At 60.1% G+C, this 22,952-nt stretch carries 13 protein-coding genes and 1 pseudogene; 1 reads left to right on the top strand and 13 read right to left on the bottom strand.

Features of this window, described 5'->3' with window-relative positions:
* Window positions 1-43 precede the first annotated feature (43 nt).
* The 12 genes and pseudogenes from BLL42_RS26815 to BLL42_RS26760 form a co-directional block, all read right to left on the bottom strand.
* On the bottom strand, window positions 44-3,139 hold the full coding sequence (locus tag BLL42_RS26815) for an autotransporter serine protease (protein ID WP_081427342.1): 3,096 nt from the start codon (window positions 3,137-3,139) through the stop codon (window positions 44-46).
* A gap of 208 nt (window positions 3,140-3,347) precedes the next feature.
* Window positions 3,348-6,314, bottom strand: a complete 2,967-nt coding sequence (gene eprS / locus BLL42_RS26810) for an autotransporter serine peptidase EprS (RefSeq protein ID WP_071555574.1) — start codon at window positions 6,312-6,314, stop codon at window positions 3,348-3,350.
* 68 nt (window positions 6,315-6,382) lie between these two features.
* Entirely contained in the window at window positions 6,383-7,747 is a 1,365-nt protein-coding gene (locus tag BLL42_RS26805; protein WP_071555573.1) for a TolC family outer membrane protein, read from the bottom strand.
* A 2-nt stretch (window positions 7,748-7,749) separates the two neighbouring features.
* Window positions 7,750-9,066, bottom strand: coding sequence for an HlyD family type I secretion periplasmic adaptor subunit (locus tag BLL42_RS26800; RefSeq protein ID WP_129586986.1), 1,317 nt, complete (start codon window positions 9,064-9,066; stop codon window positions 7,750-7,752).
* A 14-nt stretch (window positions 9,067-9,080) separates the two neighbouring features.
* Complete coding sequence (locus BLL42_RS26795) at window positions 9,081-10,856, bottom strand: type I secretion system permease/ATPase (protein ID WP_071555571.1); 1,776 nt, start codon at window positions 10,854-10,856, stop codon at window positions 9,081-9,083.
* A 217-nt stretch (window positions 10,857-11,073) separates the two neighbouring features.
* The gene (locus BLL42_RS26790; RefSeq protein WP_071555570.1) at window positions 11,074-11,460 is read right to left on the bottom strand and encodes an AprI/Inh family metalloprotease inhibitor; all 387 of its coding nucleotides are present in this window, start codon (window positions 11,458-11,460) and stop codon (window positions 11,074-11,076) included.
* 103 nt (window positions 11,461-11,563) lie between these two features.
* A complete protein-coding gene (locus tag BLL42_RS26785; RefSeq protein WP_071555569.1) occupies window positions 11,564-12,991 on the bottom strand; it encodes a serralysin family metalloprotease in 1,428 nt (475 codons plus the stop codon).
* 335 nt (window positions 12,992-13,326) lie between these two features.
* Window positions 13,327-13,500: pseudogene (locus tag BLL42_RS26780) on the bottom strand (P1 family peptidase); the annotation flags it as partial.
* 1,168 nt (window positions 13,501-14,668) lie between these two features.
* On the bottom strand, window positions 14,669-15,127 hold the full coding sequence (locus tag BLL42_RS26775; RefSeq protein ID WP_071555568.1) for an REP-associated tyrosine transposase: 459 nt from the start codon (window positions 15,125-15,127) through the stop codon (window positions 14,669-14,671).
* 195 nt (window positions 15,128-15,322) lie between these two features.
* Window positions 15,323-16,729, bottom strand: a complete 1,407-nt coding sequence (locus tag BLL42_RS26770; RefSeq protein ID WP_071555567.1) for an NAD(P)/FAD-dependent oxidoreductase — start codon at window positions 16,727-16,729, stop codon at window positions 15,323-15,325.
* A gap of 50 nt (window positions 16,730-16,779) precedes the next feature.
* Window positions 16,780-17,595, bottom strand: coding sequence for a helix-turn-helix domain-containing protein (locus tag BLL42_RS26765; RefSeq protein ID WP_071555566.1), 816 nt, complete (start codon window positions 17,593-17,595; stop codon window positions 16,780-16,782).
* Between the two features lie 29 nt (window positions 17,596-17,624).
* Window positions 17,625-20,099: a UvrD-helicase domain-containing protein gene (locus BLL42_RS26760; protein WP_071555565.1), complete on the bottom strand. Its 2,475-nt coding sequence runs from the start codon at window positions 20,097-20,099 to the stop codon at window positions 17,625-17,627.
* 276 nt (window positions 20,100-20,375) lie between these two features.
* On the opposite strand from BLL42_RS26760, the gene BLL42_RS26755 reads away from it, so the two are divergent.
* On the top strand, window positions 20,376-21,071 hold the full coding sequence (locus BLL42_RS26755) for a pirin family protein (protein WP_071555564.1): 696 nt from the start codon (window positions 20,376-20,378) through the stop codon (window positions 21,069-21,071).
* Window positions 21,072-21,255: 184 nt separating this feature from the next.
* Here the strand turns inward: BLL42_RS26755 and pgm are convergent, their stop codons facing one another.
* A complete protein-coding gene (gene pgm / locus BLL42_RS26750) occupies window positions 21,256-22,902 on the bottom strand; it encodes a phosphoglucomutase (alpha-D-glucose-1,6-bisphosphate-dependent) (RefSeq protein ID WP_071555563.1) in 1,647 nt (548 codons plus the stop codon).
* Between the last annotated feature and the right edge of the window lie 50 nt (window positions 22,903-22,952).

Raw genomic sequence — 22,952 nt, 5'->3', positions numbered from 1 at the left:
CTTGCCTCTTGGTTATTGCTGTTGCGTGTTGCGGTTTTTCAAATCAGAACTGCCAGTCGAGGGTCAGCCCGACGCCGTGGGTCTTGTCCTTCGAGCCCAGCAGTCCGTTGTAATCCAGGTTCAGCGTGATATCGCGCGCCAGCGCCAGGCCTGCGCGAACGCCGACCACCGCCGCGTTGCGGTCCATGGAAACGCTCTGCACGGCAAACGGCGTACTGCCGGATGCAAACGCGAGGTTTTCCTCGGCGTGGATGTTGCTCAGGTTGTGCTGCCAGCCCAGGGTCCCGGACAGGTCGAGTTGCTGATGCTCGGTCAGCGCCAGGCGCTTGTTCGCCCGCAGGCCCAGCGTGGAGAGCACGGCGTCACGGTTGTCGTCACCGCCCTTGAGCGCCGCCGCACCACCTTTCTCGGTGAAACTGTCACTGCCCAGGTGCACGTAGGCCAGATTCGCGAAAGGTTCCAGTGCCAACGGTTGCAGGTCCAGGCGATAAGCCGCCTCAGTGAACACTTGTGTGGTGTGCGCATCGCGCTTGGATTTCTGCTTGGCGCTGACATCGCCGAACTGCAGATCGCGTTGAGTGTCGATGCGGTGCCAGCTGTAAGCACCACCGACGCTCAGACGCAGCGCATCCATTTCATGCCCGGCGTACAGGCCCAGGTGGTAGCTGTCGACCGAGGCAGAAGAATGAGTGCCATCGCCCATGTTCAACGAGCTGTTGCTGTAGCCGGTGACGAAACCCAGTCGAGTGTGGTCGGCAATCAATCCGTCGCCCCCGGCCAACAGACCGCTGATGGAGCGGGTGTAGTTGGCGTTGTCGTGACCACTGTCGGTCTTGCCCCAGGCGCCCAGCACTTTGACCCAGGCGTTGTTCTCGTTGCTGTTCGGCGTTGCGGCGTCATAGAGGCCGCCATCACGCAGGCGCTCACCGACGGCATCACGCACATAGCGCGAGTCGTTGACCAACAAGGTGCCGATCGCCGGATGAATCTCCCCGGACAGTTGCTGGAAGGCTTGTTGGGCAGACGTCACGCTCGGAGACAGCAGCAGGCTTTCATACACGGCGTTGCCCACGCCCAGTTGCTCGGCGGCGGCAGCGACGGAGCGCTGATTCGGGGTTTGCCCGACGCTGGCGAAGGAGTTGCCATTGCGTTCGACCGCCAATTGCACGCCGGTCGCCGAGTAATCGAGGTTGCCACCGATAAACGCGTAGTTCGGCAACACCGCACCGAACTGGCCCTGGATACCGCCGGCCGCTTGCAGGATGTTGTACTGATGGCCGATCAGGCTGCGGACGTCGCCGGGGCTCAACAGCGTCGGGCTGTTTTCCAGCGAAAGGCTCACGGTCGCGCCCTGGATCGTCGCCGTGCCGCCGGCAACGATGCTGTCGCTGCTGGTGGGAGACAGCTCGACGGCATAGGTCGAACCGGGCTCGAAGGTCACGTCGCCGGCAACGTGCAAGGTGCCGATCGAGTTACCCGGCGCGACGGTGCCGCCGCTTTTCGCGGTCAATGCGCCGACCTGCCCGGAGCCACCGAGGATGCCGCTGTCGTTGACCGTGACCGCTGACAGCAGCGAACCGTTGACTGCCAGTCGCCCCTGATTCACCAGGGTTGGCCCGGCATACGTGTTGCTTCCGGTCATCACCAGCGTACCGATACCCTGCTTGGTCAAACCGCCGTGGCCGGAAATATCGTTGCGCCAGACGTCGAGCCCGCAACCGATATCGTTACAGATCCGCTGCGTGGGCTTGCCGGCATCGATGACCGCCCCCATGCCTGGCAGGTCGGCGACAAACTGGCCTGAGCCATACGATCCGGCCACGCGGAATTCCTGCGGAATGTCGGCGTCGGCGACAAACATGCCGGGACCGTCGAGGCCCTTGCGCAGGTTGATCATGCCCCAGCCGTACAGCGAATCGATGCCCGGCGCACCCATGTCGGTGGCGGTGGTTTTCAGCACCGTGGCGACCTGCGCGCCGGTCATGTACGGGAAGCGTTCCATCAACACTGCCGTGGCACCGGCAACGTGTGGCGCAGCCATTGAGGTGCCGTTCTTGTTGGCATAGCCCACGGTCAGGTTGTCGAGGTTAGTACCGCCGATCACTGCGCTGTAGATCTTGGTACCCGGTGCCGACACACAAAAGCCTGCGGTATAACCGCAACGCGACGAGAAGGTGCTGATGAGGTAGGGATTGGGACTGTTGGTGTCCGGGTTCATTTGCAGAGCCGCGACGGTGACCCAGTTCGTGGCAATGTCCGGCACGAAGTAACCCAGGCCGGCAATCGCGTCCGGGTTATTGAGGTTGTAGTCGTTACCGGCGGCAAAGATGGTCACGATGCCGCTGCGTGCCGCGTCGATGGCGCCTCGGTATGCGCCGCCCTGCTTGGTATTGAGCAGCGGCTGGATCTGATCGAACTGTGCCTGGCCGTCCTGCACGGTGAAGTGTGGGAACGCCGGGTCCTTGCCACCCTTTTTGAAGCGATCGGTGATGCCGATGCCCCAGCTGTTGTTGATAATCCGTGCACCGCTCTCTCGCAGCGCGTCCCAGCCAGCTTTGTAGACCGCGCCGTCGTTGCCGAGAATGATCCCGTCTTCAGGTCCCGGGTCGCCGTTGTCGGCACTGATGATTTGCGCGTTGAACGCCACGCCGTGCATCGGACTGCCATCGCGGCTGCCGGCGGCAATCCCGCCAACGTGGGTGCCATGAGACCCCAGTTTGCCGTCGTAACCCACCGACGGTGTGCCGTCATACCGAAAGGCGTCTCCGGCCTTGACCGGAATGTAGGGGTCGGTGTATTCGCGGATACCGCTGGTGACCAGGGTCAGCACTTTGTTCGCTCCGGAAAACTCCGGGTGCGGGGCGTAGACCGGTTGATCGAAGATGCCCAGTTTGATGCCTTTACCGGTGTACCCGGCCGCATAGGCATCCTGGGCGTTGATCGCCCCCAGCCCCCACTCGGCGTTGAATTCAGGACTGCGCCAGCTGTTGGGATCGCCGTGCACGCCGGTTTCTACATAGGGCGTGGCCTGGGCGACACCGATCGCCGCCAGATAAGCGATAAAGGCCCCATTGAGGGCTGTTGCCTTGCGGCTGATGCCGATTTGCACAGGCGTGTTGTTGCGAGACTTGCCTTCCATCCAGCTACCTTCCTTAGTGGTCTTTCTTCTTTTATTACTCACGCACTTTCGGCGTATTCAAAATGGCCGAAAGGATCGCAGGCTTCGCCAACGCCTACGCCAACCGGGCTCCACCTGTAGGAGCTGCCGAAGGCTGCGATCTTTTGAACTTGCGGACGGAGTCATCCATGGAAAAGATCGCAGGCTCCTACGTCGTAATACGTTGTGATCAGAACTGCCAATTCAGGCTCAGCCCTACTCCATGGCTGTTTTCGCCGCTGGCCAGACGGCCGTTGTAATCGAGGTTCAAGCGAACGTCCTTGGCCAACGCCAGCCCTGCCTGAACACCGATCAGCGCCGCGTTGCGGGCCAGTGGTGCGCTTTCGACGGCGAACCCAGGGCCGCCGCCGGCAAACGCCAGATGATCTTCCGAGGGGGTGGCACTCAGGTTGTGCTGCCAGCCGAGGGTGCCGGCCAGATCAAGCTGTTGCTGACGGGAAAGGTTGATGGTTTTCAGCACACGTACGCCCAACGTGCCGAGCACCGCATCACGCGTGTCGCGGCCACTTTTCAGCGCTGCGGCATCGCCTTTTTCGGTGAAACCGTCAGTGTCCAGGTGCACATAGGCGAGGTGGGCGAACGGCTCCAGCGCCACGGGTTGCCGGTCTATCCGGTAGGCGGCTTCGGTGAATACTTGCGTGGTGTTGGCGTCGACCTTGGCGGTCAGTTTGGCGCTGACATCGCCGTACTGCAGGTCGCGCTTGATGTCTGCCCGGTGCCAGCTGTAAGACCCGCCGAGACTCAGACGCAGTGCGCCCAGTTCGCGTCCGGCGTAAGCGCCCAGGTGGTAGCTGTCGACCTGCGCCCGCGAATGGGTGCCACTGCCCATGTTCAGCGAGCTGTTGCTGTAGCCAGTGACAAATCCCAGACGCGTGTCTTCGTCGAGCGAACCGTCGACCCCGGCCAGCAAGCCGTCAATCGAGGTGGTCGAGCCCGCCGTGTCATTGCGCTCATCGGTCTTGCCCCAGGCGCCCAGCGCCTTGACCCAACCGCTACCGCCAGTGGCAGGATCTGCCTGCAAACGTTCCGTCACCGCCTCACGCAGGTAGCGGCTGTCGTTGACCAGCAGGGAGCCAAGCGCCGGATAGATTTCCCCGGACAACTGCTGGAACGCCTGTTGGGCAGACGCTGCCGACGGCGACAGCAAGAGGCTTTCGTAAACCGGATTGCCCGTACCCAATTGCTCGGCGGCAACGGCCACGGAACGTTGATTCGGGGTTTGCCCGGCACTGGCAAACGACGTGTCGTTGCGTTGAATCGCCAGCTGCACGCCGGTCGCCGAGTAATCGAGACTGCCGCCGATGAACAGGTAATTCGGCAGCACCGCACCGAATTGCCCCTGAATGCCGCCCGCCGCTTGCAGGATGTTGTACTGGCGACCCAGCAGACTGTCGACCTGACGGGCACTTAACAATGTCGGACTGTTTTCCAGCGCGAGGCTGACAGTGGCGCCCGCGACGGTCGCCGTACCGCTGGCGACAATGCGGTCGCTGCGGGTCGACGACAGCTCCACCGCATAGGTCGAACCGGGCGCCAGCGTCACATCGCCGTTGACCTGCAAGGTGCCGATCGAATTACCCGGCGCAACGGTTGCGCCGCTGTTGGCGATAACTCCACCGACTCGCCCGGAACCGCCCAGGGTGCCGCTGTCATTGACCGTCACCGCCGAGTCCAGCGAACCATTGACCGTCAACAGGCCGCCATTGACTGTGGTCGCACCGCGATAGCTGTTGTTCCCGGCCAGAATCAACTGGCCCGCACCGGATTTGATCAGGCTGCCGTCATAATGTCGTGTGGCGGCGGCCGCATCGCGCGCCGTGCCCACCGCGTAATCGGTCTTGTCCTGCTGACTGGCGTTGGTCGCGATGCCGTTTTCCCAGCCTTTGTCTTTCAAGGTCTGTTGCCAGGCGTTGTGCTCGGCGGCGTCTTCGCGCTGACGCTGAATCAGCGCCTTGTCCGAGATGTCGTTGCTCCACACATCACGTTGACCGGCTGCAAGACTGGCGTCGAATGGACCGAGCAATTGCCCCGGCCCTCTCATCGCCCGCGCCAGGTCGGGCACACCCCAACCGACCCGAGTGGTCGGCGCGTCGGTGATCGAACCGTCAAGCTGGGTCGCGGTCGTCAGCAACACCTGCAAGGCTTGCTGGTTGTTCATGTACGGGTAGCGTTCCATCACCAGCGCCAAGGCACCGGTTGCATGTGGCGCCGCCATCGACGTGCCGTTGTAACTGGCATAACCGCCACCGACGATGGTGCTGTAGATCTGCGCGCCCGGCGTGCTGATGCACCAGTACTTGGCGATCCCGCACTGGTTGTATTTTTGCTGGTTGTTTTTATCCAGCCCCGACACCGCCATCCAGTGGCCTTCCAGGTCTGGCTCGAAATACGGCAGGGCCGCACGCACGCTGGCGTTGGCGTACCCACTGTTGCCGGCGCTGAATACGTTGATCACGCCCCGGCGCGAGACATCGGCAGCCGCATCAATCCAGGTGTTCTGGTTCCAGTGCTGGGCATAGGCCGCGTGCAGGCTGTCGAGCGTCTTGTAGTCGACATCCTTGGGCTGGCTGCCCCAACTGTTGTTGATCACCCGCACGCCGGCATCGGCCAAGGCGTTATAAGCCGCTTTGAAATAGCGCGGATCGGGGCCCGGGCCAAAAAGGAAACTGTCGTTCTGATTGGTGTTGGCGACGTACACATCCGCGTTGAACGCCACGCCGTGCATGCCGACACCGTCACGCGCGGCGCCCATGGTGCCGGTGACGTGGGTGCCGTGGGAGTCGTTGTTGGCGTTGAGGTTACCGCTGACACTGAACGGCGTGCCGTTGAGGTAGTTGCCACTGGCTGTGACCGCATGAAAGCGCGCAGCTTCGGGATGATTCGGATCAAAACCTGAGTCCAGCGCGCCGATTTTCACCCCGTTGCCGGTGAATCCTGCGGCATAGGCTTCATTCGCCTTCAGGCGATCCAGCCCCCAGTCGCGCTGGTACTCAGCGGTGCGCCAACTGGCGGGATCACCCACTTGCCCCGGATCAAGGTAGGCCGCGTGAACGGCAGCGGGCAGCGCGGCGACGAGCAACAGCAATGGGCCGGTGGTGATCGGCCGGGAACGATAACGACGTACGTCCGTGTTCATAAATACTCGCTTTCCTGGCGTTATTAGACGGGTAGCCCCCATCCAGGGGCGGTCCAGCGGTGAGGCGTTTATCGGGTTGTCTTACGCCGGCCGAAGGCTTCATCGACCTTGGCCAGGTCCTCTTCACGCAAGTTGCCGGCGTAGTAATGCAACTTGGTCCAGGCCATCAAATAGTCATAACGGGTCTGGGCCAGGTCACGGCGTGTGGTGTAGAGCTGCTGTTCGGCGTTCAGCGCATCAAGGTTGACCCGCTCGCCGCCGAGGATGCTTTGCTTGGTCGAGACCACCAGCGCTTCGGCCGACGTCAGGGCCTTTTGATAGGCGCGCAGCTTGCTGACACCCGACAGGCAGGCGCTGAACTGGCGACGCAGTTCGATCAGGGTTTCGCGGGTTTTCGAGTCCAGATCGTATTCGGCTTGCTCCATCGAGCGACTGGCCTGACGAGTCGATGCCGACACCCCACCACCGGCATACAGCGGCACGCTGACCTGAATGCCTATGGTGTTGGTGTCGTAGCGCTGGTTGTAGGTGTTGCCGCTTTCCGACTCGTTCTGCCGCGCTGTCGCGTAGGCGCTGACCCTGGGCAGGTGCCCGGCGCGATTGCGCTCTACTTCGAACCGCGCCACTTCAACCGCCTGACGCTGGGACGCCAGGTTCGGGTTGTTGCTCAGTGCGAGTTCATGCCAAGTGTCGAAATTGGCCGGTTGCAAGGTGAATGACTCAAAGGACTCGCCCAAGGGCTCGAGGTCCTTGATATCAATATCCCGCGTGCCGATCAGCGCTCCCAGCTCGCGCAAGGCAGCATCTTGCTCGTCGCGGGCCTCGATCTCTTCAGCGGTGGCCAGTTCGTAACGCGATTCCGCTTCGAGAATATCGGTGCGGGTGCCCTCGCCCTGACGGAACATCTGCTCGTTCTGCTGGAACTGTTCTTCGAAGGCTTTTTTCTTCGCTTGCGCGATGTCGATCTGATCCTGGGCAAACAGCGCCTGGGTGTAATAGGTCAGCACCCGCACCAGCAGTTCCTGGCTCTTGCCGCGAAAATTTTCATCGGCGAACAGCGATTGCGCGACGCCCTTGCGATAGGCCGCGTACGCCTCATAGTCGAACAGCGGCTGTTGCAGGGTGAAGGTCGAGCCGTAGCTGTTGTAGTTGCGGTCTTCGGTCTGATTGCGACGGTGTTCGTCCAGGGAAGTGGCCTTGGAGTTGTTGCGGCCCTTGTTGTAGTCGTACGACAGTTTCGGCAGCAAACCGGCACGGCCAATCGCGCGGTTTTCCAGGCCAGCGTCACGCTCCTTGATGGCACCCAGGAATACCGGATCGTTGCGCAGTGCCTGTTCGTAAACCTCAAATGGCCCCATGGCGTGAACGTGGGTGCAGACCAGCCATGCAATAGCGGTCCCGAGAATGGAAAGCTTGCTCATACGACGGGACATCCTTATTCCTCGGTCAATGCGGAGCCTGCCCGGTCGAGCAGAGGTTTGAACAGATAGTTGAGGAGTGAGCGTTCACCGGTGCGTACGAACATTTCCGCCGGCATGCCCGGCTTGATCACCAGCCCGTTGAGTTTCCCCATGGCCACATCGCTGACGCTGCTGCGCAGCACGTAGTACGGCACGCCGGTTTTTTCATCGACCATCTGGTCGGCTGAAATCAGACTGACTTCGCCCGGCACCCGCGGGGTTTTGCTCTGGTTGAACGCGGTGAACAGGATGTCTACCGGCAAGTGACTGCCGACCTTGTCGATCAGGTTCACCGGCAGGTGACCTTCGACCTCAAGGCGTGTGCCTTGGGGCACGATCTCCAGCAAGGTTTCACCCGGACGAACCACCGCGCCTTCGGTGTGCACGCCGAGGTTGACCGCGATGCCATCGGCCGGCGCAGTGATTTCGCTGTGTTGCAGATTAAAATCGGCCGAGGTCAGCTGCTGCTCCAGGGTCAGGCTCTTGAGCTGTGCGTCTGCCAACTGGCTGCGCACCTCTTTCTGGTACTCCTCGCTGTGCTGTTGCAGCTTCAAGCGCGTTTCAAGAATGCCCTGCTCCACTCGCCCGCTTTCGCCGGTGTTCTGCGCCAGCTGCTGTTGCACCTGCGAGAGCTGACGCTGGTAGTCCATCAGCCGGTTGCGCGGGATGTAACCGTTGTCGGCCAAGGGTTGCAGGTTGGTCAGTTGCTGGCGCAGCGATTCAGCCTGCGCGGTCAAGTCGGTGCGCGCCCGACGCATCCCGGCCAATTGCGCGGTGGCACCTTCGATGTTGGCGCGCAACCCGGCCTGCTCACGATCGAACGCTTCGCGACGGCTGCTGAACAGTTGCCGCTGGCCCTCCAGCACCAACGCCAGACGCGGGTCGGGGTCGTTGCTCAGTTCGGCCGGGAAACTCACCTGTTTGAGGTTGTCACGCTCACTCTGCCAACGCGCCAGACTGGCCCAGGCCATACGGTATTGGGCTTGCAAGGATTGCACGTCCGCTTCGACCTGAGTCTGGTCGAGGCGAAACAACGGCTGACCTTGTTTCACGGCCTCACCTTCACGCACCAGAATCCGGCTGACCACCCCGCCACTCATCGACTGCACAGCCTTGCGCTTGCCGGACACCACCACCGTGCCCTGCACCGCCATCCCCTGATCGAGAGGCGCCAGACTGGCCCAGAGAAAAAAGCTGCCGGCGCCGACCACGGCGAGGATCCAGCCCATGCGGGCAAAAAAGCCGGCGTCGCGCTCAGGGCGCTCCGGTGCGTAACCTTGTTCGATTGTCATGCCGCTGTCCTTGCTCATACACCGCTGCTCTTGGTCGGGGCCTGATACTGGCGGCTCATGCTGAGCCCGGCCGGTGCGGCGGGTTTTTCCCGTGGTTGTTCCTGTTGCGCACCCGACAGCGCCTTGAGCACTTCCTGGCTCGGCCCGAAGGCTTGCAAACAGCCTTCGTTGAGCACCAGCAACTTGTCGGCCTGGGCCAACGCAGAGGAACGGTGGGTCACCAGAATCACGCTGGTGCCCTGGGCTTTCATCTGTGCAATGGCGCTGGCCAATGCGGCCTCGCCAACGGTATCGAGGTTCGAGTTCGGTTCATCGAGCACCACCAGGCTAGGCCCGCCATACAGTGCTCGGGCCAGGGCCACGCGCTGTTTCTGGCCGCCGGATAAACCGCTGCCGTCCTCGCCGAGCAACGTGTCGTAGCCTTGCGGCAAGCGCAGAATCATCTCGTGCACGCCGGCTTGTTGAGCCGCTTCGACCACCTTCTGCGCGTCTGCCTCGCGAAAGCGTGCAATGTTCTCGGCGACGCTGCCGCTGAACAGTTCGATGTCTTGTGGCAGATAGCCGATGTAGGGGCCAAGGTCGTCGCGGTTCCAGCGGTGGATGTCCGCACCGTCCAGCCGCACAGTGCCGGCCAGGGTCGGCCAGACACCCACCAGCACCCGCGCCAGAGTCGATTTGCCGGAGCCGGACGCACCAAGCACCCCCAGCACTTCGCCAGCCCCGAGGTTGAAATTGACCCTGTGCAAGGTCGCCGTACGTTGGCCCGGTGGACCAGCGCTGACCTGTTCGAAGGTCATCTGGCCCTTGGGCGCAGGCAACTCCATGGCGTCGTCACTCGACGGGAACTCTTGCAGCAAGGCGTCCAGGCGCCGATACGCCAGCTTTGCCCCGCTCCATTGTTTCCAGACAGCAATCAACTGATCGATCGGGCTCAGTACCCGGCCCATCAGGATCGAGCCTGCGATCATCATCCCGGCGGTCATCTCGCCCTTGATCACCAGCAACGCGCCCAGCCCCAGCACCAGCGATTGCAGGCACAGACGCAGGGTTTTACTCAGGGAACTGATGACCGCGCCGGTATCGCTGGCCTGATTCTGCAAGCCCAGAAAACGCGAATGCACCTGGAACCAGCGTTTGCGCAACGCCCCGAGCATGCCCATCGCCTGGATGGTCTCGGCGTTGTGCAGGTGACTGGTGGCCAGTTGCGAGGATCGTTGCGAGTAACCGCCGGCCTCACCCAAGGGCTTTTTGGTCATCGCCTCGTTGAGGAACGCCAGACCGATCAGCAGCACCGCACCGACGGTCGCGAACACCCCAAGCCAGACGTTGAACAGATAGATCACGAACAGGTAAACCGGAAACCACGGTGCATCGAAGAACGCAAACAGCGCAGGCCCGGTGACGAACTGACGAATGTGGGTCAGGTCGCCCAACGACTGGCCGGCATTGCCTTCGCCCTTGAACAGGTTGCGCTCGAACGCGGCCTGATAGACCCGCAGATTGAAGCGTCGCTCAAGCTGGCTGCCGATGCGAATCACGATGAAGCTGCGCACAGTCTCCAGCAAACCGATAAACACGAAAAAGCCCACCACCATCAGCGACAACATGGCCAGGGTGGTTTCATTCTGCGACGAGAGTACCCGGTCATAGACCTGGAGCATGTAAATCGACGGCACTAACATCAGTACGTTAATCAATGCGGTGAAACAACCGACGCTGATCAGAATACGTTTATAGTCGCCCAGCGCCTTCAATAGCGGTGCAGTGGGAGTGGTCTTCGCCATTCTCATTGATCTTCCCTGAGCTGATAGCCCGCGCGGTAGTTCGACACGGTTCCAATAAACTGCCCCCTTCTCGTTGGGGGCATACTTTTTAATAGTGCAACTGACAGGCGAACGAACTCTATTCCATGACGACATAGAGTTCAGGTTATTTACCCGTCAGCAAAAAACTGTGGATGAGTCGTTAGTTCCACTACTGGAAAAGACTCGGCTTACCGTTGTGTTCTTAGTCTGGAACGCGTTGCAGAACAATCTGCGGGTCAGATGGTTTGGTACTTTGGTAACGCCCTTCTTGCTGTCGGCCAAGATGAATAATTCTTGAACCTTCTTTACCGGTCAGCGATAGACCGTCGGGTTCCGGGAACCAACCGATGGGTGTTTCGCTGAGCCAGCCAGCGAGGCATTCAATATCGCCAGCCACTATTTGATTCTGTTCAAGTTTCAGTGCACAGATGTTTTGTGGGGCAGACTTCAGGTAAACCTGCCACTCCCCGGCCAGTTCCGACGGGTCCGCTAATCTCAGGCTGCTTGCCATGACTACCTCTCCAGAAAACATTATCAGCGTGGCGATCAGCCAAGCCATTGCCCTATAGGTAAAGGCGTTATGGGTCATAAGGTGTTTCGTCCCAGGTTGTAGCCTGTGCAGCCTCGCCTACCGCAGCGGTACTGGCAAGGGCAAAGGGCAGCGCAGATGCGCTGCCCCCATAGTCATCGACTCAGGCCACGATGTCCGTGGTCGCTGCCTGGCCAACGGTGCTGACCAGGAAGTCAGCCACGCCATGCCCGGAGAAGTCGATGGCAAGGCTGCTGCCACCGGAAATCGTGCTCAATACCGCGTCGCCTGCCGCACCGGTGAACGCGTTCACGAAGTGCAGGCCCGCGCCTTGGGTGATGGCACTCAGGTCGATTTTGTCCAGACCACTGGTGAAGTCCATGATCTGATCGGCCGCACCTGGCTTGGAGTCCGAGCTTGCGGCATACACGAAGGTATCCGAGCCCGATCCACCCCAGAGTTTGTCCGCGCCACCCGCGCCGTAGATGATGTCGTTACCGGCACCGCCTTTGAGCACGTTGTTCGCGCTGTTACCAATCAGCAAGTCATTCCCCGAACCGCCGATGGCATTCTCGACGGTCACACCCTTGGCAATGGAAACGTTGCCTACCAAGCCGCCAACGTCGGAGAACGAGGCCTCATTGAGGTTGATTTTCTGATTCTGGGTGAAACCAGAGAAGTCCAGGGTATCGTTGCCGCCGCCGTCCCACACCGAGAACACCAGCTTGTCCGACGAAGACGTCGCGCTGAGGTAATCACGACCGGTATTGGAGTTGAAACCGTAGGTGGTGTCATCGGCACGGGTGCTCATGTTGGCACCGTAGAGCTTCTGCACCGCCGCAATATCGTCCATCAACGGGCCGGAGGAATACGCCTCGACACCACCCTTGCTGAAGTTCTGGTTGGTGTTGCTCTCACTCCAGTAACTCATGAGGCTGTAGCCACGAGTGTCCTGGCCATAGGACGCGTCGTTGTAGGTCGGATTGCCTTCGCCGGCGTTGTAGTCGCCAGGGTGAGACAGACCGAGGGTATGCCCGATTTCGTGAGTCAGGGTCTGGCGACCATAGTTGTTCACGCCCGGGGTCTTGTTGACGTTGTAGCCACTGCCGGTCAGGTACCAGGACTCGCCGTCATGGCCAGGTTCAGTACCGGGCAGGAAAGCGAATGCTGCTGCACCTTCCTGGCCGCCACTGTAGTTGCCGAAACTCATGTGACCATCGCCCCCCTTTGCCGCTTGGGTAAAGCTGACATTGGCTACGTCCGCCCAGGATTGCATGGCGAGCACGGCCTGGGCCTTCTGCACAGAACTGAACTGGCTAAAGCCAGTAACACCCAGGTCGCTGAAGTTCGACGTTGGAGCGGTCAGAAACGAATAGGTGAGATCGATCTTGCCGTTGCCGTTGAGATCGTGCCAGGAGGCACCGTCACGCAGCAGTTGCGTCGCGGCTTGATCTACCGAGAAGGAGGGTTTGCCATTGACCGTCAGATTGCCGCCACGGTCATACTGATGGCTGAAACTATCGATTTGCGACCACGCGGAACTTGGTGCTGCGTCGGCCGATTCAATAGCTTTAACTTTTACTTTCGACATAAACACACTTCCTTGTTTAGCAATGGAACAGTTTTTTGTCAGACAGCGACAATCTCTGGCGAGATCGTCCTATCACTCGCCCAATGAAGGCGAAGGAAAACTGACACAATTTGAAATCAAACGTCCACTACTTTTTTGGCGTCAAATTGAACAACTCCACAAAATGGCCGAAAACAATGACCGGCGAGTCGAAATAATCTTTGTCGTTCAATCTCCACTGCGGATTGTCGGACAGTGGTCTATTTAAATATTAAATAACAGTACAGGTGTATTTGATGAATACGTCGCAGTTTTTACCTGGCCTTACGCCATCCAGTTGCACTCCAAGCGTGCCGTCAATGTTCGGGTTTAAGTGCATCCACCTGACGACCATCGTCGTTGCGCATATCCTCACCCGCCGACAGCACATTGATGATTGCCTCTTCCACCGTTTCAGCCGCGGTACTGTACAACGGCGAGATGTGATCGTTATTGAGCATTTCCAGTGACGTGCTCAAAGGCAGGCTGCGCCAGCTGCTACAAAAACCACGCCCCCCCATAGCAGCGGTCGCAGGCCGCGTTCGGCCGCGCAGCGGTCGTAAAACCATGCGCTGCGGTGCGTCAGATTCATCAAGCCGTCAGCATTGACGAGCGCTGCGCACTCGAACGCAGGCTGCGCCAGCTGCTACAAAAACCACTGCGCCCCCCCCATAGCAGCGGTCGCAGGCCGCGTTCGGCCGCGCTGCGGTCGTAAAACCAGGCGCTGCGGTGCGTCAGATTCACCAAGCCGTCAGCATTGACGAGCGCTGCGCACTCGAACGCAGGCTGCGCCAGCTGCTACAAAAACCACGGCGCACACCCCCCGTAGCAGCGGTCGCAGGCCGCGTTCGGCCGCGCTGCGGTCGTAAAACCAGGCGCTGCGGTGCGTCAGATTCACCAAGCCGTCAGCATTGACGAGCGCTGCGCACTCGAACGCAGGCTGCGCCAGCTGCTACAAAAACCACGGCGCACACCCCCCGTAGCAGCGGTCGCAGGCCGCGTTCGGCCGCGCAGCGGTCGTAAAACCAGGCGCTGCGGTGCGTCAGATTCACCAAGCCGTCAGCATTGACGAGCGCTGCGCACTCGAACGCAGGCTACGCCAGCTGCTACAAAAAACCACGGCGCACACAACCTCCGTAGCAGCGGTCGCAGGCCGCGTTCGGCCGCGCAGCGGTCGTAAAACCATGCGCTGCGGTGCATCAGATTCACCGAGTCGTCAGCATTGACGAGCGCTGCGCACTCGAACGCAGGCTGCGCCAGCTGCTACAAAAACCACGGCGCACACCCCCCGTAGCAGCGGTCGCAGGCCGCGTTCGGCCGCGCAGCGGTCGTAAAACCAGGCGCTGCGGTGCGTCAGATTCACCAAGCCGTCAGCATTGACGAGCGCTGCGCACTCGAACGCAGGCTGCGCCAGCTGCTACAAAAACCACGGCGCACACCCCCCGTAGCAGCGGTCGCAGGCCGCGTTCGGCCGCGCAGCGGTCGTAAAACCAGGCGCTGCGGTGCGTCAGATTCACCAAGCCGTCAGCATTGACGAGCGCTGCGCACTCGAACGCAGGCTGCGCCAGCTGCTACAAAAACCACGGCGCACACCCCCCGTAGCAGCGGTCGCAGGCCGCGTTCGGCCGCGCTGCGGTCGTAAAACCGGACGCCTCGGTATCAGAGCCAGCACGCATCCCATAACGGATAATCATGAACCCGCTGAACCAACCCGGCACGAATCGGGTTTTGAATGACGTATCGCGCAAGGGTTTTCACGTCTTCTTCCCCGCGAACAGCGCGATCGTGATACCCCTTCTGCCACAAACGCCCTTTACGCCCTAATGCCTGATTCACTGCCAAACTACTGCGAGACTTGATACGACACATCACTTGCGCCAACGTCTTTTCTCGCAGTTCAAGCAAGCAATGAAAATGATCTGGCATCACGATCCAGGTCAAGAAGTCTGCCCAGCCATCTTCCTGAACAAGCCTAAGCTGCTCCACCACCAACCGCCCCAATCGCCAATCCAAAAAAACCGACTGGCGCTGATGAACGACCGCAGTCAGTAAGTAAATTCGCCCAGCCTCCGACACCCGTCCTTTGCGCAATCGTCCAGCATTCGTTGAAACAGGCATTCCTTGCCCCCATATCCATTCAAAGGAGGCTCAGAACTTACAGTGTTGACGGCATTCAGGCCGGTGCAATGCTCAACCAGATGTAACCACTCAACTCTCGGTCCGAATCGTGTTCCACAGCCGTGCGCGGACCGGGTCGATATTCAGTGGGTCGGGTGATCAGAGGATCAAAAAATCAAGACGCAGGTAACACGTTTACCGCATGAAACCTTCCATGAAACCCGCTACCTGACTGGCCAGTTTGCGGCGCCATGGCGCGCTGGTCGGGTCGGCCAGGGCCTGGTCCTCATGGATGAAACTTCGAATGATCGCGTTGTAGCCCAACCAGCGCAGTGGCTCGGGCTCCCAGGCTTTGAGCGCGTCGAGACCACCCTGCGCAATGACCCACGGCTGACGGACCCGCTCGGTGTCGCGTCCAAGAATCAGGTCCGCCAGGGTCCTGCCGCCGAGATGGCTCGCGCCGACACCCTCGCCACCATAACCGCCAGACAAGGCGATGCCACTACGCTGATCGCAGAGCATGTGCGGCTTGAAGCGTCGGGACATGCCGAGGTTGCCGCCCCAGGAATGGGTGATGTTGACGCTCTTCAGCTGCGGGAAAAGCTCGCCAAACAGGTAGCGACGCAACTCGACTTCATTCCGGGTCAGGTCAAAGTCGTGGCGCAGCTTGCCGGCAAACTGGTAGCCGCCACGGGCACCGAACACCAGTCGATTGTCAGCGGTGCGTTGGCCGTAAGTGACCTGGCGACTGCTTTCACTGAACGCCTGGCCACGGCTGAGACCGATCTCGTCCCAGGTCGAGGCGGACAAAGGTTCGGTCGCCACCAACAAGCTCTGCACCGGTAACTGATAACGCCCCAACGGCGCCAGCGTCACGGCGTAGCCTTCCACAGCCGGCACGATCCAGCGGCTGCGCACTGAAGCCTTGGCGGTGCGCAAGCGGCCGGATTGCCAGTGACTGACCGGACTGTTTTCATAGATGCTGACGCCCATGCGCTCCACCGCACGCGCCAGGCCACTCACCAGCTTCGCCGGCTGGATCGTCGCGCAGTGCGGCGCAAAAATTGCGCCATAGGGTTTGGCGACACGGATCTGTTGAGCGAGTTGCTCGGGGCTGAGCCAGCAGTAATCGGCTTCGTTCAGGCCCTGGCGGTAGAGCGAGTCCAGATAACGACGCAGGCTGCTTTCCTGCTCGGGATAACGGGCCGCGCAGTAAAGCACCCCGCCCTTGCGAAAGTCGCAGTCGATGCCTTCACGTTCGAGGACGACTTCCACTTCATCAGGAATACGATGCAGCAAATCAAAAGACGCGCGGCGCTGTTCCGCCGGCAAATCGGCAAGCAAACGATCCTCACCCAGCAGATTGCCCATCAACCAGCCGCCGTTGCGACCAGATGCACCGAAGCCCGCAGTCTGGGCTTCAATGATGGCGATCTTCAGGTCGGGTGCCAGACGCTTGAGGTAGTAAGCGGTCCAGAGGCCGGTGTAGCCGGCACCGATGATTGCGACATCGACATCCAGATCCTTCTCAAGCGACGGCCGTGCCCGTAACGGCTCCTCAAGCTGGTCCATCCACAAACTGATAGTGCGCCACGCCGGCATGCAAGACTCCGCCACTCAAACTTCGATGGCGCCGATCCTAGTGCCTCGGTTCAGTGGCTGTCTTGCGCGCGTGCACGCAAAGAAATTTGTTTGGCGTAGGCCTTGGGTGACAGGCCGGTGTGCTGGCGAAAGCAGTTGTAGAACGCCGAGAGCGAATTGAAACCGGCGGCGAACGCCAGCTCATCGATGCGCAGCGGCGGCGCTGTCGTGTCCAGCGCCGCCAGCAAGTGCCGCAGGCGTGCCTGGTTCACGTAACGGTAAAAGCTCTGGCCGAGCACCTGATTCAACAGATAGGAAATCTGATTACGGCTATAACCGCACTCCTTCGCCACCCGTTGCAAATCGAGCTCCGGGTCGAGATAGGGTTGCTGACGCTCGAAGTATTGCTGCAAATCCTCGGCCATGAAGCTCAGCTGGCGCGGCGAAAGCCCCAGCCGACTGACTGCCGGGCGCGAACTGGCGGCCGATTTGCTGGGCGCCTGTTCGTGGACCAGGGATGCGTACTCATTGACGCGCCAGATCAGCCCGTCGCGCACGGTGATCGCCTCACTGGAGCGAAACGACACCAGCCCTTCGCCGCCGCGCAAGGTCACGCAGTACTGAATGAACGCGGTGTTGCCGTCCAGGCGAATCCGGTCCGAATGCTCCAGCGCCTCATCCGGATCGCGCGGCATGCTGCTGCGCACGTACTCGCGTAACTCACTCAAGCCGAGAACGCGGTTCTGAAAAAAGTCGTTGTACTGGATGTCCGGGTGATACAGCGCCATGACGCCGTCCAGGTCCCGGTGCTTCCAGCACACGTGATAACGCAGCACGGTCTCGCCGGTGGCCTGGGTTTGCAACGGGCCATCATCATGGGCTGACATAAGTTTTCCTGACTCCTGCAGCATCCTGTTCAGACTGACAGCTTGCCAGCGCGACGATCGGCGAAGAAGGGCTTGCCCTGCGCGATCCTGTCGGATGCCTTGGGCATATTGACCGATTGATTGTCCTGGCCATCGACGTACCAATAGCAATGCTTCACTGCCCGGGTGATACCAACGTAAGCCAACCGCAGAATCTCGTCTTTCTGCGCACTGTCATAAGGCTCCGCGTCGCCGTCCTTGCCCAATCCGGCCATGCGATAGACCTGATTCTTGTACGGTGAACGGGTCAGGTGCTGGCAATCGCCGAGCAGGAATACCGCGTCAGCCTGAAGCCCCTTGGCACTGTGATAGGTCAGCTGTTTGAGCCGTCTGGCCTCGAAAGGCAAACTCGAATCAGCATTAACTACAGAAGATATATGCTCTTCAATCAATGACTTATCGCTACCTTTTCGATACAGCATCAAGATTGAATCACCGTTTCGGTAGTGCTCCGCCAGGCGCTTGGCCATGGCCGCATCATCCCGATCATGGACGTTGACCGGCAACAACTCTCCGGGCTCGCCACTGGCCTTGGCTTTTTTGCCGGGAATCGCCGGTGCTGCGCGCACGATATGCTCGGCAGCGTCGATGATGTGCTGATGGCTGCGGTAGTTTTCGCTGAGCATTACCCGCGTGGTACTGGGCGACGCAAATTCCTTGTTGAATTCCATGAAGTACTTCGGCGAACTGCCGCGCCAGCCATAGATCGACTGCCAGTCATCGCCGACGCACAGCAGCGACGAGCGTTGCGCACCGCGACCGACGTGCATGGCCGGACCACGGCTGCGGATTTCCATCAGGGTCGCACGAATCCAGGAGACAATTTGCGGGGAAACGTCTTGAAATTCGTCGATCATCAAGTGCGACATCGGCCGCAGCAACTCATCACTCAGGAGTTTAAGGTTTTCCGGAGAATGTTCGCTGAACAAGGCGAACATCCGGTTGTAGGTCATCACCGGCGGCGACTGATCCAGCAGGTGATCCTCCAGGGCTCGCCAGTACAGACTCAGGGCCTGAAAGAAGAAGCGATCCGGATCGTCCTTGGCGAAACTCATCTGACCCACGGCGGCAGGAACATCCAGCCCGAGGTTTTCGATAAAGCTCGCCGCCGCGACAAAACAATCAAGCAACGGCGCGGAAGCCAGTTCGCCCTTAACCTTGTAATCGAACCCCGGCCCGGCGCTGGCATCCCCTGCCAGCGTGGCCAAAACGCGCTTTGCAGACTCATAACTGTCTAGCCAAATCAAAGGCTTACGGCAGAAAGCTTGAAACAGGGTGCGTTTGACTGCCCATTCGGCGCGAACCGTCAGCTTGGCGTTCGGACGGCTGACTTGCGGGTTTTCACGAGGGTCGAAGCCTAGAACCACCCAGGCGTCGAGCGTCGGGATGTAACCGTGACAGTGGAAGGTCGAACCGTTGATCTCGAATGCCTGGCGGCTGGGCTCAATGCCCTTGATCGGCCAGGCGCCCGCGCGAATCCACAGATCCTCGACGGCATCGCAGAGTTCTTCATCGCGCTTGGCCGCCAACTCGGTCACCGCCATGCGCTTTTGCACATCCGGGTGATCGCGCTCCAGCTCCTTGAGCTGCAAGGCATGACGGGACAACGGCGTGATCAGTTCACGAAAGCGCTCGCTTTGAGTAAACAGCCGGTGAAAACAGGCATTGAGTTGCTGGCGCTGGGTGTCGTTGATCCGCAGATCGAACGGGTTGCTGTCGACCTCTGCATCATCGAGCAGCGAACGTGCATTGAGGTTTTCGAAGGCTTGCAGCCGTTCGAATCCCGGCAGGCTGCGGACCATCGGCAGAATGCGTGAGTGGAAGGTTCGCACCAGGTCGCGGGCGTCTTTCTGAGAAAGCGTGTGCCCCCACACGGCAAACAGTCCTGTCAGCTTGTTGATGAAGTCCTTGCGCGATTCTCGAGTGAACGTCACCACAGTCAACGAATCGAGCTCAAACCCCAGATAATGGGTCAGCAGCAAAATGCGCAGCACCAGGGTTGTCGACTTTCCGGCACCCGCCCCGGCGATCACCGAAGTCGAGGGTGTGTCACTGAAGATCATCTTCCACTGTGCGGCACCAGGCTGCGCCGACTCCGGCAACAAACGGGCGACATCGGTCTTCATGCGTTTCTTGATGTCGGCACTCAGGGGCAGCCGCCAGTCGTCGAACAGGTTTTCATCAATACGCGGCGCCGGATGCTCGGTGGATCGGCTGTCGCGAATCAGCAGCACCTGGCGGCCTTCTTCTATTCCTTCAAGCCTGCCTTCCTGGTAGCCGTAGTCCACGCCCGCGCTATGACCGCTGCGAAAACCGTCGGCCTGGCCGTGCAGCCAGGACGCCCGGTGTTGAGCGCGCAAGCGATTGAGGCCGTGACCAAAAAAACGCGCGGCCAGGCGCTTGAGCAGCGGCATTTCGGCCAGGGGCAAAAGCTCGGAAGGAAGATCGGGAATGTGACGCGGCACGCTGACTCCAGGGTGTGAGGCTGTTGCAGGCTATGGTGTCTTCATTTGCCGGCGAGTTCTAGTCAAATGCTTATCCATCATTGGTTTAAGCGATGAAGTGAATGCTGAAACGCAGAATATAGACTTCAATTAACATCTAATAAACTGATCATTTTTACGCAGTTTTTACGCTTTTTATCGATTATTAACTGATAGATGATGCTCGCCATCAACCACCGGTTCTCGTTTTGCGGCTCAAGCGTTCCGCCCCATGACGAACCTTTTCAGGAGACGATCATGCTTGAACTCAGACCCTTCAACTCCCTGGGCGGCGCCCATCATGGCTGGCTGGATGCCCATCATCACTTTTCGTTCGCCGAGTACCATGACCCAAAACGCATGAACTGGGGCAACCTGCGAGTGTGGAACGACGATGTGATTGCGCCGGGTACCGGATTCCCGAAACACCCGCATCGGGACATGGAAATCATCACCTACGTTCGCGAAGGTGCCATCAGCCATGAAGACAACCTGGGTAACAAGGGCCGCACCGAGGCCGGTGATGTACAGGTCATGAGCGCCGGCACCGGGATTGCTCACAGCGAGTACAACCTGGAGTCGACGGCGACGAAGATTTTCCAGATATGGATCATCCCGAATGAAACCGGGCTGGCACCGTCCTGGGGCGCCAAACCGTTTCCCAAAGGTCAGCGCGAAGGTTTCGTGACCTTGGCCAGCGGCAAGGCCGGCGACGACCAAAGCCTGCGGATCCGCGCCGATGCGCGGTTGGTCGCGGCAAACCTGAAGGCCGGCGAAACCGCCGAGTATCGACTCGATAACGGTCGCCGAGCGTACCTGGTGCCTGCCACTGGAGTCATTGAAGTCAATGGCTTGCGTGCACAAGCTCGAGACGGTGTAGCAGTTGCCGAGGAGCAAGTGCTGCGGGTGACCGCCATCGAGGACAGCGAAATCGTCCTGGTGGACCTGGCTTGATGTGCTGAAAGCCAGATGCAAAAAAGGGGTGACCGTTTTGGTCACCCCTTTTTGTTTGCCACCGGCTACTGGCGCACGCCACACCCCGTAGGAGCTGCCGCAGGCTGCGATCATGACGATCAAGATCAACAGATCGCAGCCTGCGGCAGCTCCTACAAGGTCCAGGCAGGTTGGCGTTACGCCCTTATTTCGCGCTGATTGCGCCATCCACCAGCGTTTGCGCCTCTTGCACCAACTGCTTGAGGTGATCGTTGCCAATGAAGCTTTCGGCGTAGATCTTGTAGATATCCTCGGTGCCCGAAGGACGGGCTGCGAACCAGCCATTTTCGGTCATGACTTTCAGGCCGCCGATCGCCTGGTCGTTACCCGGCGCCTTACTGAGAATGCTCTGGATCGCTTCGCCAGCCAGTTGTGTCGACTTGACCTGGTCCGGTGACAACTTGCCGAGCAAGGCTTTTTGTTCAGGGTTGGCCTTGGCGTCGACGCGTACCGAGAACGGCTCACCCAGCTCATCGGTCAGTGCGCGATAAGCCTGGCTTGGATCACGCCCTGTGCGAGCGGTCATTTCAGCCGCCAGCAAGGCTGGAATCAGGCCGTCCTTGTCGGTGCTCCAGACGCCGCCATCCTTACGCAGGAATGACGCACCCGCACTTTCTTCGCCGCCAAAACCCAGCGAGCCGTCGAACAGGCCATCGGCAAACCATTTGAAACCGACTGGCACCTCAAACAGACGACGATTCAAACGCTTGGCAACGCGGTCAATCAAGCCACTGCTGACCACGGTTTTACCCACCGCCGCATCGGCGCGCCATTGCGGGCGGTTCTGGAACAGATAGTCGATGGACACGGCCAGATAGTTGTTCGGTGCCAGCAAGCCACCGGACGGGGTAACGATGCCGTGACGGTCGTGGTCCGGGTCGCAGGCAAACGCCACGTCGAAACGCTCTTTCAGACCGATCAGGCCTTGCATGGCATAGCTCGACGATGGATCCATGCGAATCTGCCCGTCCCAGTCGACGGACATGAATCGGAACGTTGGATCGACCTGGGTGTTCACCACGTCAAGGTTCAGACGGTAATGCTCGGCAATGGCCGACCAGTAGCGCACCCCTGCTCCGCCCAGCGGATCCACGCCCAGGCGCAGGTTGGCGCCGCGGATGGCGTCGAAGTCGATCACGTTGACCAGATCGGCGACGTAGGTATTGAGGTAATCATGGCGATGGGTGGTGCTGGCCTTGAGTGCCTGCTCATAGCTGATGCGTTTGACGCCGGCGAGCTTGTTGGCCAGCAACTCGTTGGCCTTGGCCTCGATCCACTTGGTGATGTGGGTATCGGCCGGGCCACCGTTGGTAGGGTTGTACTTGTAACCGCCGCTTTGCGGTGGGTTATGGGACGGCGTGATGACGATGCCGTCCGCCAGCCCCGACGTGCGGCCGCGGTTGTAGCAAAGAATCGCATGGGAAATAGCCGGCGTCGGCGTGTACTCGTCGCCTTCAGCAATCATCACGGTCACGCCATTGGCGGCCAGGACTTCCAGCGCACTGGCGCCGGCCGGCGTCGATAGCGCGTGGGTGTCGATACCGACAAACAACGGACCGTCGATGCCCTGGGCTTCGCGATACAGGCAGATGGCCTGGCTGATGGCCAGAACGTGCCATTCGTTGAAACTCAGCTCGAACGAGCTGCCACGGTGGCCCGAAGTACCGAACGCAACGCGCTGGGTCGAAACGGAAGCATCGGGCTGGCCGGTGTAATAGGCCGTTACCAGTCGCGGGATGTCGACCAACAACTCTGTTGGTGCCGGTTTGCCCGCAAAAGGACTGAGTGTCATGCAAAACCTCTGAAAAAGAGTGGTTCAGGAATTGGAGCGCAGTTTACTGG

Source organism: Pseudomonas frederiksbergensis (genome assembly GCF_001874645.1).
Classification (GTDB): Bacteria; Pseudomonadota; Gammaproteobacteria; order Pseudomonadales; family Pseudomonadaceae; genus Aquipseudomonas; species Aquipseudomonas frederiksbergensis_B.
The sequence above is the reverse complement of the archived record's forward strand: the minus strand, read 5'-3'. Positions and strand labels throughout refer to the sequence as shown.

Coding starts and splice junctions, on each gene's coding strand:
- BLL42_RS26815 (WP_081427342.1), bottom strand. CDS start 3,139: ATGGAAGGCAAGTCTCGCAACAACACGCCTGTGCAAATCGGCATCAGC.
- eprS (WP_071555574.1), bottom strand. CDS start 6,314: ATGAACACGGACGTACGTCGTTATCGTTCCCGGCCGATCACCACCGGC.
- BLL42_RS26805 (WP_071555573.1), bottom strand. CDS start 7,747: ATGTCCCGTCGTATGAGCAAGCTTTCCATTCTCGGGACCGCTATTGCA.
- BLL42_RS26800 (WP_129586986.1), bottom strand. CDS start 9,066: ATGACAATCGAACAAGGTTACGCACCGGAGCGCCCTGAGCGCGACGCC.
- BLL42_RS26795 (WP_071555571.1), bottom strand. CDS start 10,856: ATGAGAATGGCGAAGACCACTCCCACTGCACCGCTATTGAAGGCGCTG.
- BLL42_RS26790 (WP_071555570.1), bottom strand. CDS start 11,460: ATGACCCATAACGCCTTTACCTATAGGGCAATGGCTTGGCTGATCGCC.
- BLL42_RS26785 (WP_071555569.1), bottom strand. CDS start 12,991: ATGTCGAAAGTAAAAGTTAAAGCTATTGAATCGGCCGACGCAGCACCA.
- BLL42_RS26775 (WP_071555568.1), bottom strand. CDS start 15,127: ATGCCTGTTTCAACGAATGCTGGACGATTGCGCAAAGGACGGGTGTCG.
- BLL42_RS26770 (WP_071555567.1), bottom strand. CDS start 16,729: ATGCCGGCGTGGCGCACTATCAGTTTGTGGATGGACCAGCTTGAGGAG.
- BLL42_RS26765 (WP_071555566.1), bottom strand. CDS start 17,595: ATGTCAGCCCATGATGATGGCCCGTTGCAAACCCAGGCCACCGGCGAG.
- BLL42_RS26755 (WP_071555564.1), top strand. CDS start 20,376: ATGCTTGAACTCAGACCCTTCAACTCCCTGGGCGGCGCCCATCATGGC.
- pgm (WP_071555563.1), bottom strand. CDS start 22,902: ATGACACTCAGTCCTTTTGCGGGCAAACCGGCACCAACAGAGTTGTTG.